The organism is Actinomadura sp. 9N215 (assembly GCF_044326345.1).
Lineage (GTDB): Bacteria > Actinomycetota > Actinomycetes > Streptosporangiales > Streptosporangiaceae > Spirillospora.
Window position 1 is genome coordinate 299,966 of record NZ_JBIRBA010000007.1, and the last position, 11,610, is coordinate 311,575.

Consider the following 11,610-nt stretch of genomic DNA (forward strand, 5'->3'; position numbering starts at 1 on the left):
CCCTGGGGCCGAGAGGACGCACAAGCCGAGCCAACGCCCGCATCTATCCCGTGCGATTGGTGAAGGCAAGGGTGTATTCCCGCGCCGACCTACTCGAGGTGGCGCGTCATCGGTGGGCGGTTAGTCCTTTCGCAGGTCGTCGGGTAGGGCGAGGAGCGCAGGCTCTCGATCACGCAGCCGATACCGCAGCATCCGAGCGGAGGCGTCCAGGCGGCCGAGCCCGTGGGCGGGGCCCTGCCGATACGGGACGCCTACTGGTCGCCCGGCGCCGCACCAGACCGGTCCGGGTGTGGCCCCAGGTAGGACGCGGGCGCCGGGCCAGGGCACGGCCGCGGCGTCGGGTGGTGCCGGGCACCATGCCCGCGGCGCGCAGCAGGTGCGTTGCGGTCTGCTCGGCTGCGCGGTGCGCGACTTCGGGTAGGACGGACGTGTAGGTGTCGGCGGTCAGCACGATGCTGGAATGCCCCAGCATCTCCTGTACCACCTTCAGCTGCACCCCCGCCGCCAGCGCCAGAGTGGCGGCGCCGTGGCGCAGGTCGTGCAGCCGGATCGGCGGCACATCGTGCTCGGCGATCAGCTTCTGGAACACGTGGGTGAGCCGGCCCGGGGCGACCGGGTCACCGTTGAGGTTGGTGAAGACATACCCGCTGTCGCGATAGCCCTCGCCATAGGGGGCCGCTTCGGCCTGCTGCCGGGAGCGGTGCGTGCGCAGCGCCGCGATCGTGGTGCGGTCCAGCGCGATCACGCGGGTGCTGTGCGCGGTCTTGGGCGGGCACACCATCAGCCGCCCGTCGCGTCGTTGGAGCTGCCGGCAGATGGCCGCGGTGCCCTCGTCCAGGTCGACATCGCACCAGCGCAGGCCTGCCGCCTCACCGCGCCGCAGTCCCCGCAACGCGATCAGATGGTAGGCCGCATACAGGCGATGCGGGGCGATCGCGTCCAGGAATTGGGCTGTCTGAGCGGCGGTCCAGACGGCCACGGCCGGCCGCTCCCCGGTCTTGCGCCAGTGCTGGACACGCGCGGCGATCCACACCACCGCCCGAGGGCGCCGGGTCGGAGGCAACGCCACCAGCGACGCCGGGTTCTCCTCCACCAGCCCCGCCCGCAACGCCGCGTTCAACGCCGCCCGCAGCGTCGCGCGGATCCGATCCAACGTCGCGGCCGACAACCGCCGGCCCGAGGCCTGATGCTCGCGGGAGATGACCTGAAACATCTCCTCCACATGCGCCACCGCCACCTCCGCCAGCAGCAGATGCCCCAGCAACGGGCTCACCTACCGCCGGACATGATCGGCGTAACCGGCCACCGTGGACGGCGCGCCCTGGTGGTTGTCCAGCCACCACTGCAGCCACTCGGCCACCGTGAGCGGACTCCCAGCCGGGCCGCGCAACCGCACCAACGCCTCCAGCGCGGCCTTGCGGGTCGGGAAACCGCCCCGGCGGACACGGCGCCGATGACCGTCCGTTCCGGTTCCCAGTTCGAGGCGGAGGTACCAGCTGCCGTGGCTGCGCTCGGCCACCAACCGCGGGCACCTGCGGCCTATCGCCCTGCCACTGTCGGGATCCTCGCAGCCGCATCGCCGGTAAACACCACCGGCACTCCTCGCTCTTCTCATAAGGGCAGGGTGGGTCTGCAGTGGATGCATCGACCATCACGGACGGCGACAGACTGGCCTACCGAGCACGACAGCACAGCCTCGGGCTAGGGCGACAGGAGCGCCTCCTGGTTCGCCTCCCATCACGGAAGCCGGGGCACCTCAATGTTCATGTCGGCCCACACGGTGAAGCCGTTCGCTGCGCTGCCGTGCACCCCCATCTTCAAGGCCAGCTTGGACACCGTGAGCAGGCCATAGCCGCCCACCCGGGGCTCACACCCCGGCATCTCCGACCGGATCGATGGCACACAGCCCCACCCAGGTCGGTCACCGCGATGTAGGCGATATCGGCCAGCGTCACCTCCAGTCCGAACCAGCCCCGCTCCTTACCCGACCGCGAGTGCCGGACCGCGTTGGTGGCCAGCTCCGCCACCACCACCGCCACGTCCTCCTCGCGCCCGGTCCCCTCGAACAGCGTGGCCGCGAACACCCGCGCCACACCCACCTGATCGGCTCGGCCGGGGTAGACCCGACGCCCACCGCGTCGGCACGGACCCCACAGCCATTCACCAGGAGACCCCAAGCCCCAGGCTTCGTTTTTCACTTTCCCCGTTCCCTTCTTCGATTACACCGAGTGTCGTGGCGCAACCGAACGACGCAATTGACAGCGCCCATTAATGAACGCCTCTTACGCCGGGTCAAGTGTCAACTACCCCCGCCTACTCCCCTCACCGACATCGACTATCGGTGGCTATGCGGCCCCTTCGGCATGGTCAAAGACGCCCGCAGCGTCCTCCAAGCATTCGAGGTCCCACACACCCGCATCCATCAAGAGCTGTTCTACGTAGACGAGATCCCACCCGAGCCCAACCGAAAGAAACCAGCCCCCACCGGCCTCGCCAGCGAGGTCACGGTAATCCTGGACGGACGCTCCACAACCTTCTCCCAACCTCAGGACGCGACCGTCCTGGAGGCGGCCCAACGCGTCCGCCCCGACCTCCCCTTCGCCTGCAAGGGCGGCGTCTGCGGCACCTGCCGAGCCAAACTCGTAAAAGGCAACGTAGAAATGCGCCGCAACTACGCCCTGGACCCCCGCCGAACTAGATGCCGGCTACATCCTCACCTGCCAATCAACCCCCACCCCCCACCTGACCATCAACTACGACACCTGAGGCCGAAGACGCGAACCGTCGCCGCTGCCAAGGCATCACGGCCCAGAGGGGAACCGTCGTCAAGGCCAATACGGTTGCGCCTGCTCCGCCGCACGAGCGATAACACGTCCGTCAAACGTTGCGCCTGTGGCAACAAGCCCCACGCTCTGCCACTCCACGATTAACTCGAACACGCTGGGCGGCGGGAGCGGCCACAGCCAAAGCCACCGGTCACCCTCAAAGAACCTTTCATTACTGCTGGATTCGCTCCCGATCTCAACGAGCACCGGAGGTTCGGGCGGGGCGACAGGACGCACCCAGCCTCGCAAAGCCGCGGTCAAGGTTCGTGGCCTCGGAACCATCCGGCCAACGGACCGTGAATTTCAGGTCGTCACCACCCGGTGCAAGGCGGGGATCACCGCCGGCATGGCCCGCAAGCAGGTTCTGCCACACCGACTCGTCCAGCGAACCCCGCCGGACGGCCAAGCGCACGCCGAGGCTGCACCCCTCCGGAAACGCGACGACGTGCTGCAACGCGACCATCGCATGCTCCGTCCTGATGACAACCTGCGGGATCGGCGCCGGGCACCCCAGAATTTCACTAGGCGGTCTGTACCAGCTGACACTATTCACACCCCAAAGCTCCTTCACCAGAGGTCCACTGAGTATTCTCCGGTCTTGCCTGCTTGCGGCCAAGCTGCCATACGTCTGAACGGAGAGTGCATGACCGAAGCCGACAGCACGCACGTCAATGCCGCAGAACTCCTGTCGCTTGCGCTCCGTCACCTCGACGATGCCGACACCCGTCGTCCGTTCACCGAGATCCCGACTCTCGACGATTCCACCGCCGTGCCTTTCCGGCCGTTCCCGGCCCTGGCGATCGTCATGGCCGGGCATGTCCTCTCCGCTTGGGAGGTGAGGACGTTCCAGGTCGAGCGCGCCAAACGCGATGAGCGCATAAGGTTCTTCACCGCGACGGGCGGCAAGCCCAGGCGAGTGTTCCGGGCATGCACCCTCTTCGACCCCGAGCTGGGTACCCAGCGGATCATCGAGCTGTGCGGGCACGCCTCGTGCACCAACAAGGCGCCCGCCAGCCCCGGAAGCCGCTGCGCCGACCACCTCGGCGATCCGGTACCGGACACCTGCGACCCGGCGTACTGGCTGCACAGGGCCGGCGAAGCCGCCAGGTCGGCCGAGCGCGACCGCGGTGGTCTCACCGAGACAGAGACGCTGGCCGTGCACGCGGCCCGCGCCGGTTTGCCCATGGCCGAGGTCCGCCGCGCAACCGAGATCAACGAGTGGGCCGTGCACGCGCTCAACGGGGAATCCGCCACGGTGCCCGAGGGCGTTGACGGCTGCGACGACCCCGCGCATTGGCCGCTTGTGCTCACTCCCGTACGCGACATCACCGCAGCGGACGTCCACCATGTCTACGACTTGCTGGAAGGCGTCTCCGCCGAGCCCGCCGCAAACAGAGTGCTCGCCCGCAAAGACCGCTGGTACAGGTACGAGCCACTACGCGAGGACGGCCCATTCCTGGTCTACGCCGAGGGCGAGCACTGCTTCACCTTGGGATGGTGGCAGATACAGGACCACCTGCCAGAGCATCTCCTCGCCCGCTACGCCGACGAACGCCGCCGACGAGAAATGTACGAGCCCCCGTGCCAATGCGGCTACTGCAACCACTGACCACACCCCACCGGTTCCAGGGGACAGCTTCAGCGAAAAGGGCCTGTGCCCGATCCCATCTCGCTTCGGCGGCGAGGGCCCTGGCGGCCAGTCCGGCACCGCTGCGGATCTCCTTCATCTGATCGGCAAGCGCCCGCCGGGCAACCTGCGCTGACGACAAGGATGAGCGCGCACAGTGGCAGGTCCAGTGACATCGGTCAGGCCGACGAGACCGTGAATCAGCCGCACCAAGGTCTGGCACCGACACAGATCGTGCTCGGCGTTCACGCCGTCAACATGCCGGCCCACCACTGGGGCCCGACGCGCGCCCAGGACCACATGTCGCAGCCCCGTCCCGGCTGCCCGAAACCGCGCTGCCGCTCGCCCGCTCCCACACCGCATCCGGCAGCCCCTGAATGGTCCCGGCGCCCATCGTCCGCCGCCGGCCGAGGACCCGGCCCGCGATCGACAACCTCGCCGCGCTCCTGAGCCGCCGCCCGAAAAGGCCCCCACCTGCCTGACGCGAGGCTTCCGCCGTCCCGCAGCTCTGGCGCACGCAAGGGCCGCCGCCGATCCTTTACTGAGCGATCCTCTGATCCGCGAACGCCCTGGTAGACGACTTCTTAAGTGCCCGTTCCCGAACCTCTGATCTTGGCCCGGAGAACTTTAAGCGTCTGCGCTCACGCGTGAGCGTGATTACGCTGCGTAGCTATGCAGATTCCGGGTTCCGGGTATGTGGTGCGCCCTGAAGGGCTGCCCTTTGAGATCGAGGTGGACCAGATGGTCCGGATGCTGGTGGAGGGGGCCGCGCAGGACGGTATCGCTCCGTCCGAGGTCAAGCTCATGACGAACGTGACCGAGATGCCGGACGATCAGGTTGCGGTGCTAGGGACCAGGATGAGGGCTGCCGGGGTGTCGATCACGCTGATCGATGACGGGCCCGCTCCCCGCGCGGGGACGGTGCGTTCATGCGAGACGGAGCCGCATGAGCTCGCGGTTATCGACCAGGCCGCAGCGGCCACTCACGAGGGCGACAGTCGGGTCCAGAACGACCGGTAGCTGCCCCAGGAGGGTGCTCCGCTGTTCCTGACGACTTCCCCATGGGGAGCTTCTCAGTCTGCGGACGAATCATCCCCGGCGGGTCGGAGCAGGCCGGCGACCATGAAGATGTGAGCCAGAATCCGACCGGTGAGCTCGGCAAGGTTGACGATCAGCGCGCCGGAGACGATCACCGCGGCCCCAGGGGCGGGGCCGTATAGCAGAGCCCAGAATGCGGTCAACTCCGCCAGCATGGCCGATAACACAACCACGGTCAGTGCCGCGACGTAGACCTGCTTTGACACGTAAGAGGCCGGAAGGAATCTAATCCTTGCCCGGACGTCGTAGGTCTCCATGGCGCGCACCTGGAAGACCGTAGTCAGCAGTAGAACCGGAATGGCAGCGCTCGCCGCTGCGTAGAAGTCGACCGTGCCAGGCGGGATCATCGTGGTCACTCCTGTAACGACTGGCTGAGGTGGGGGTCTGGGGAGCTGATCAGGACGTGCGGGCGTGCGCGAAATGCGGGTTGGCGTTGCTGGCGGCTGAGGTGTACGCCGCCGCGGTGGATGAGCTGGCGACGCTGGGGCGTGGGCCCGGGGCCCGACCGGCCGGAAGGTTCGGGCGCGGCGCGTGTCGGCTCGGTGCCCGGTGTGCGGCCGGACGTGGTGGGTCGGGCTGCAGAAGCGTTCGGATGCCACCTATTACAGTCCGTGGTGCCGGACCGTGGCGTGGCGGGAGTGCACCAGGGGGCGCGCCGGCGTGAGATGGTGGCGCTTCGGGCCAGCGGCGGCTGACGGCCTGCTCAAGTTGACCGTGAACTATCCCATCCGCTCGGCGTTGGGTGACGAATACCGGGTGTCGAGTAAGTTGGTCCGATTCCGAGATGGGTACTCATGCGGAAATCTCTCGTCCGTCTTTCGCTCCCGCTGTTCCTGTTGCTGGGTGTACTGCTGGCCGCCGCGCTGATGCTGGTCGCCAGGTCTTCGCCAGCGGCCGACAGGGTCGCCGGGCCCGTGCATGGCGGCTTGGATCAGCCCGTGCCCGTCGGCCCCCCGCACAACGAGGTCGCCAAGCCGGACTTCACGCAGGCCGGCCCTAGTCAGAACGGCTTCGCTAAGCCAACGGCCGGCGCGTACAACACCCTCTCACCATTGCGAGATCACCGCGACGCCCTGGTCCAGGTCCACATCACACCAGCGCAGTCCTGCCGCTTCTCCGCGCCGCAGCCCGCGCAGCGCGATGAGATGGTAGGCGGCGTACAGGCGATGGTCTTTGATGTGTCGAGGAACTCGGCGGTCTGCGCCGCCGTCCACACCGCAACCGGCGGACGCTCCCCGTCCGCTGCCAGTGCTGCACGCGTTCCGCGGTCCACACGACCGCACGCGGGCGCCGGGCCGTCGGCAACTCGACCCGGGACGCGGGATTGTCGCCGATCAGCCCTCGGCGAATGGCGGCGTTCAGCGCGGTGCGCAATGTCGCCCGGATCCGGTTCAGCGTGGCCGCTGTCAACGGCATCGCCCGGGCTTGGTGCTCCCGAGCGATGCCCGCGAACACCGCCTGCAGATGCGCGACCGACAGCTCGGCCAGCACCACCATGCCCAGGTAGGGGGCCAGGTAGAGACGCACGTGGCTCGCGTATCCGCTGACGGTGGACGCTGCACCCGTTCGGGTGGCGAGCCAGTGGTGCAGCCACTCGCTCACCGTGACCAGCCCACCACCCGACCCGGACGGCGCCCGGACCTGGGCCAGCGCCTCCGCGGCCGCCTTGCGTGTGGTGAAGCCGCCACGGCGAATCCGCCGACGCCGACCATCAGAACCGACCGGCAACTCCAACCGCAGATACCAACTCCCGTGCCGTCGGCCAGCCGCCAACTCCGGGCAGTGGTCCCCCCACGCCTTCCCCGTCCGCGGATCCACGCACCCGCATCGCCGGTAGATACCACCAGCACTCTTGGTAATCGCCATGCACGCTTCGTACACCAGCCCGAACCGCACAGTGGCGAGCTTTCTGCCGCACGCCCAAATCAGAACGGCCCTACCAGGAGCTAGACGCACTCGCCTACGATCAGAGCAAATTGGTTTCGTCTTTCAGGCTTTTCATCTCGTCGCGCACAAGACCGCACTTTCCAATGTCATTTTGCCTTTGATCTATAAGCCGGCACCGCGTCGATCTCGACGTCGGGCGGCCACCGAGGCCCTGACCAAAGTGGGTTTGGCTCATCGAGTGCACGCGATGCCCAGAACATTGTCAGGAGGAGAGAAGCAGAGAGTGGCGATCGCCCGCGCGACCTGCTACTCACCCACTTTACTACTGTGCGATGAGCCGAGCGGGAACTTGGATACGGCCACCTCCAACACACTCGTGAGAATGCTCAGAGAACTTACCTGCACGGGACTGGCCATTTTCCTGGTCCCGCACGACGTGGATATCGCTAAGAAAGCCGACCGCCTGCTGCAGGTACGGGACGGAAAATTGACGGAACTAGACAGGTCGAATGCGTTCGGTCTGCAGAGTCAGGATGCTTGAGCGGTATCGTCGGTCGGGAGTTAGCCGCCCTCCGCGACACGGTCTTGGAAGGGATGTCGTCGCCGAGGCGTTCGAGGCCATCCGCGGACATGCCGTTCGGAGTTCCCTCACCCTGGCCGGTGTCGCCTTCGGAATCCTGACTCTGGTCGCCACCGTGGGACTCACTCAGTCGGCCGCGACGCAGGTGTCGTCGAGGTTCGACGCGCTCAAGGCCACCACCGTCTCGGTGGGAGGGTTCCCGGACGTGGACAAGGCGCCGGTGGACCCGGCCACCGGGTTGCGGACACCCGTCATCGCGAGCGAGGCACTCCAGCGGGCCTCCACGTTGAACGGATTCGTCGCGGCCGGGGTGACGGCGATCACACAGGATCCGCTGCCACCGGCCAGCCGCATGGACGAACGTGTGTCATCGGCGGCCGTGGAAACTCCGGTGCTCGCGGCCGACCCGCGCGCATTGAAGGCACTGCGTGTCGATATTCTCCGAGGACGGCTGTTCGACTCGGCGCACGAGGAGCAACATCACCGCGTTGTGGTGCTCGGCGATATCGCCGCACGCAACCTGGGCTTCAATGTAAAGGACCCGGATGTCGTCGACGGCCGCACCAATGTGTTTATTGCCGGGCGCCCCTATCTGCTCATCGGTGTGATGACCAGTCCAAATTTTGAATCCCAGGCTCCGCTCGCGGCCATCGTGCCCGAGTGGGTATCGAGGGATCCCACCGCCCGCATGTCGTTCGGAGATCCACGGGTAGTTATTCAGACGCGCCTCGGTGCGGCCCAGAAAGTCGGCATCGAGTCCAAGGTCGCTTTAAGCCCGGAGGAGCCGGAACTGCTCGTCGCACAGGTACCTCCAGACCCCAGGAGCCTACGCGCCGGTGTTGAGGCCGACACGCGCGCTCTGTTCATCATGATGGCTGCGGTTTCACTGTTGATCGGGACCATCGGCATCGGAAACACCACACTGATATCGGCTCTGGACCGACGGCACGAAATCGGATTGCGCCGGGCGGTCGGCGCATCTCGCCGGTCGATTCTCTCGCAGTTCTTAATGGAGAGCGGAATTCTCGGTCTTCTTGGCGGATTGGCGGGTACGATCGTCGGCCTGGATATCAGCATCGCCGTTGCACTGCTCAAGGGCTGGGTCGCCGCGGTCCCGCCATGGATCATTTCGGTGGGCCCGCCCCTGGGTCTGGCCGTTGGCCTGGCGGCTGGCGTGTATCCGGCCGCCAAGGCGGCGCGAATGGAACCGGTAGCCGCGTTGGCGACCTGAGACTGGACCTGCTCGCGCTGTTGGCGGGGTGGCCCATACCGCGATGGATTCGTCGACGGCAGGCAAGCCGGCTCATCGACGGGCTGTACGGGGAACGACCACCATGCGGTACGGCGGACGCCCGGCAGTGGCTGGTGTTGCGGCTGCTGTCCCAGGATCTGGTCGTCGGCAGTCCCGCCCACCGGCCCGAGCTCGCCCGTGCCCTTCGCGGCCTCGCCCACGCCCTGGATCGGGTGGCGAGTACGACGAAGAGTTGCGGGTGGGCGGGAGGGCAGTCGCAATGTCCCGGGACCAGGCCGCTCGCCGTCCGAAGCGGTTCCGGCAGCACTACATCGACGCCCAGGCGCCGTTTTGGTTGCCGACCATGACGCCGTTGGTGTCGGTGGGGCCGGTCCTGGGTGGCGCGGAGGGGCAGGGCCAGGCATGGTGGAGCGGGTAGGCGAGGTCGGCAAGAAGGGCGTCGGAGGCGGGGGTCCAGTCGGTCTCTGGATGGTCGGGCTGCCAGGCCATGATGAGGGCGTAGCGCCAGGGCCAGCCGCGTGGCAGACGCGGTTCTGCCGTCCAGGCGAGGATGTCGCTGAGCGGGGGGCGTTAGGGACCTCGTCACGTGAGGTCGTCCAAGTCGCCCCGGCGAGGTCTGGCGGTGTGTTGAGGAGTTCGGCGAGCCGGTTGGCGAGCTGTTGCGAGTCGACGTGGTCGGGAACCGGGCTGACACCCAGGGCGGAGCGGGATGACGACCGGCACCTGTCGTATTCGACCGTGTCGTATTCGGCCGGATGCGAGCGGGCGTCAGTGTCTCGGCATGGTGCTGAAGGGGCTCGTTGATGTCCGGATCAAAGACGGGGCTAGCGTCGGTTCCGGCCGGACTCACGTTGCGATTCGATGCCCTGGAGCTCGTCTCGGACTACTGCCCGGAGCTGTTCGCGGAGTTCGGCGGCGGTGTCGTGGAGTCCGGTGCCGAAGGCGATGTTCCAGTCCTCGCAGAGTTGTGACACGCGTTCGCTTCCGAATGCCTGGACCCCGATCAGCACGTCTATCGTCCAGTCGATGCGCTTGGCCCAGGGCCACTGCTCGTCGAACTGTTGAACCTTGTCCTGCTCGCCCCGCGCCTCATGGTCGGCCCGCTTGTTCACCAGGTCGATCCAGCGCAGGAGGGCGAAGTAGGCGTCCCTGCGATCTTCGAACAGGCGTGCCCGTTCCTCGGCCAGGTGGCTCTGCTCGACCATGCGTTCGGCGTGGACGCGACTCTGGGCGCCGGCGAGCCAGGTGAAGCCCACTCCAATGGCGCCGGTGAGGCCGGTGACGACAGGCGCGACCCATTCCCAAGCCATCTGTGAATCGTCCTCGTCCAACGGCCCCTCGAACAGGAACTTTTTCACCATCAAGTCACCTGATCGTGTCCGGCCCTGCTGACCGGGGTGCTGCGCTGGGCGTTCCGACGGCCGCCGTCCGCAGGGTATCTCTCCTGAAGTCACAACTTCTCAGGAAGCGCACCAGCGCAGTCAGGACCGAGGATCATTGAGAATTATCAATCGATCTGATCTCGGAGGTCACCTGTGACCGCTGGGTAGGGTCGTGGTGCCTCTCCGGACGGTGGTCCAGCAATGCAGGCGAGAGGGCAACAACGACTTTAGCGACGGCCGCCCAGCGGGAGCGGGAGGATCAGGACGTGGAAAGTGGGTGCGTTCCCCCATCGGGGTCGCAGACGGCTGACGCGCACGCACATCCCGCACACTACCTGTAGCGAACGGGAAGGCTGACGAGCTAGCGCTGAGCACCGGGGGACGGTGGTTGTCCTCCGGGGGCGAGCCGAGGCTGGCGACGTCGCGGACACCGGTAACAGCCTACGGCTTCGGCCGTGAGGGCGTCCAGGTCGCGCTCTGCAGGCCGAGGGCCAGCACCGCCACCACGCTGTGATCGAGCAGGTCATCGCCGACGGCAGGGCCGGGCCCCTGGCACACCTGCCCTCCGGGCACTTCAACGCCAACGCCACCTGGCTGGTGCTGTGGGCGATCTCGTTCAACCTGCTGCGCGCCGCCGGGCGCGCTGGTCTCGGCCTTCCACGCCAAAGCCACCACCGCCACCATCCTCGCCTACCTCGTCAACGTCCTGGCCCGGCTGGCCCGCTCCGCCCGCCACCTGCTGCTGCATTTGCCCGCAACTAGCCCTGGGCTAGGGCCTGTCTGATAAAGGTCATCCCGGGTTTGGGGCTGGTCCGGTTGGATGATCGCTGTAGTGAGGCGAGGCGAGCTGACCGATGCTGCCTGGGCGCAGATCGAGCCGTTGCTGCCGCGGGATGCCGGGCCCGGTCGTCGGTGGCGTGATCACCGGCAGGTGGTCAACGGCATTCTGTGGCGGTTGC

The 11,610-nt window shown here is 67.1% G+C and carries 15 protein-coding genes and 1 pseudogene; 6 read left to right on the top strand and 10 right to left on the bottom strand.

Going from position 1 to position 11,610, the window contains the following annotated elements; translation table 11 throughout:
- Nucleotides 1-169: 169 nt before the first annotated feature.
- The 3 genes from ACH34T_RS15195 to ACH34T_RS15205 form a co-directional block, all read right to left on the bottom strand.
- Nucleotides 170-1,273, bottom strand: coding sequence for a tyrosine-type recombinase/integrase (locus tag ACH34T_RS15195; protein ID WP_395992734.1), 1,104 nt, complete (start codon nucleotides 1,271-1,273; stop codon nucleotides 170-172).
- On the bottom strand, nucleotides 1,274-1,519 hold the full coding sequence (locus ACH34T_RS15200) for a hypothetical protein (RefSeq protein WP_395992735.1): 246 nt from the start codon (nucleotides 1,517-1,519) through the stop codon (nucleotides 1,274-1,276).
- Between the two features lie 218 nt (nucleotides 1,520-1,737).
- Nucleotides 1,738-1,860: a hypothetical protein gene (locus ACH34T_RS15205; RefSeq protein ID WP_395992736.1), complete on the bottom strand. Its 123-nt coding sequence runs from the start codon at nucleotides 1,858-1,860 to the stop codon at nucleotides 1,738-1,740.
- Nucleotides 1,861-2,363: 503 nt separating this feature from the next.
- Here ACH34T_RS15205 and ACH34T_RS15210 point away from each other — a divergent pair.
- Nucleotides 2,364-2,930: a 2Fe-2S iron-sulfur cluster-binding protein gene (locus tag ACH34T_RS15210; protein WP_395992737.1), complete on the top strand. Its 567-nt coding sequence runs from the start codon at nucleotides 2,364-2,366 to the stop codon at nucleotides 2,928-2,930.
- 91 nt (nucleotides 2,931-3,021) lie between these two features.
- Here ACH34T_RS15210 and ACH34T_RS15215 read toward each other — a convergent pair whose 3' ends face one another.
- Nucleotides 3,022-3,288 (bottom strand): hypothetical protein, encoded by a 267-nt coding sequence (locus ACH34T_RS15215; RefSeq protein WP_395992738.1) that lies wholly within the window; start codon nucleotides 3,286-3,288, stop codon nucleotides 3,022-3,024.
- Nucleotides 3,289-3,468: 180 nt separating this feature from the next.
- On the opposite strand from ACH34T_RS15215, the gene ACH34T_RS15220 reads away from it, so the two are divergent.
- Nucleotides 3,469-4,434, top strand: coding sequence for a hypothetical protein (locus ACH34T_RS15220; RefSeq protein WP_395992739.1), 966 nt, complete (start codon nucleotides 3,469-3,471; stop codon nucleotides 4,432-4,434).
- A 690-nt stretch (nucleotides 4,435-5,124) separates the two neighbouring features.
- Nucleotides 5,125-5,472 carry a hypothetical protein gene (locus ACH34T_RS15225; RefSeq protein WP_395992740.1) on the top strand — a complete coding sequence of 116 codons (348 nt, stop codon included), beginning with the start codon at nucleotides 5,125-5,127 and terminating at the stop codon, nucleotides 5,470-5,472.
- Between the two features lie 53 nt (nucleotides 5,473-5,525).
- On the opposite strand, the gene ACH34T_RS15230 is transcribed toward ACH34T_RS15225, so the two are convergent.
- From ACH34T_RS15230 to ACH34T_RS15240, 3 genes and pseudogenes are all read right to left on the bottom strand, one after another.
- The gene (locus tag ACH34T_RS15230) at nucleotides 5,526-5,906 is read right to left on the bottom strand and encodes a hypothetical protein (protein ID WP_395992741.1); all 381 of its coding nucleotides are present in this window, start codon (nucleotides 5,904-5,906) and stop codon (nucleotides 5,526-5,528) included.
- 733 nt (nucleotides 5,907-6,639) lie between these two features.
- The gene (locus ACH34T_RS15235; RefSeq protein WP_395992757.1) at nucleotides 6,640-7,152 is read right to left on the bottom strand and encodes a hypothetical protein; all 513 of its coding nucleotides are present in this window, start codon (nucleotides 7,150-7,152) and stop codon (nucleotides 6,640-6,642) included.
- 48 nt (nucleotides 7,153-7,200) lie between these two features.
- Nucleotides 7,201-7,416: pseudogene (locus ACH34T_RS15240) on the bottom strand (site-specific integrase); the annotation flags it as partial.
- On the opposite strand from ACH34T_RS15240, the gene ACH34T_RS15245 reads away from it, so the two are divergent.
- Both ACH34T_RS15245 and ACH34T_RS15250 read left to right on the top strand, forming a co-directional pair.
- Nucleotides 7,415-7,978: an ABC transporter ATP-binding protein gene (locus ACH34T_RS15245; RefSeq protein WP_395992742.1), complete on the top strand. Its 564-nt coding sequence runs from the start codon at nucleotides 7,415-7,417 to the stop codon at nucleotides 7,976-7,978. The pseudogene ACH34T_RS15240 and the gene ACH34T_RS15245 overlap by 2 nt on opposite strands.
- Complete coding sequence (locus ACH34T_RS15250; protein ID WP_395992743.1) at nucleotides 7,971-9,248, top strand: ABC transporter permease; 1,278 nt, start codon at nucleotides 7,971-7,973, stop codon at nucleotides 9,246-9,248. Before ACH34T_RS15245 ends, ACH34T_RS15250 begins: the two co-directional genes overlap by 8 nt.
- A 327-nt stretch (nucleotides 9,249-9,575) precedes the next feature.
- On the opposite strand, the gene ACH34T_RS15255 is transcribed toward ACH34T_RS15250, so the two are convergent.
- The 3 genes from ACH34T_RS15255 to ACH34T_RS15265 all read right to left on the bottom strand — a co-directional run bounded on the left by ACH34T_RS15255 (nucleotide 9,576) and on the right by ACH34T_RS15265 (nucleotide 11,335).
- On the bottom strand, nucleotides 9,576-9,758 hold the full coding sequence (locus ACH34T_RS15255) for a hypothetical protein (RefSeq protein ID WP_395992744.1): 183 nt from the start codon (nucleotides 9,756-9,758) through the stop codon (nucleotides 9,576-9,578).
- A gap of 335 nt (nucleotides 9,759-10,093) precedes the next feature.
- Nucleotides 10,094-10,630, bottom strand: a complete 537-nt coding sequence (locus tag ACH34T_RS15260) for a hypothetical protein (protein ID WP_395992745.1) — start codon at nucleotides 10,628-10,630, stop codon at nucleotides 10,094-10,096.
- A gap of 462 nt (nucleotides 10,631-11,092) precedes the next feature.
- Nucleotides 11,093-11,335 carry a hypothetical protein gene (locus ACH34T_RS15265; RefSeq protein ID WP_395992746.1) on the bottom strand — a complete coding sequence of 81 codons (243 nt, stop codon included), beginning with the start codon at nucleotides 11,333-11,335 and terminating at the stop codon, nucleotides 11,093-11,095.
- 136 nt (nucleotides 11,336-11,471) lie between these two features.
- Between ACH34T_RS15265 and ACH34T_RS15270 the strand changes: the two genes are divergently transcribed.
- Nucleotides 11,472-11,610, top strand: a 139-nt coding sequence (locus tag ACH34T_RS15270) for a transposase (protein ID WP_395992756.1), incomplete at its 3' end; no start/stop codon positions are given.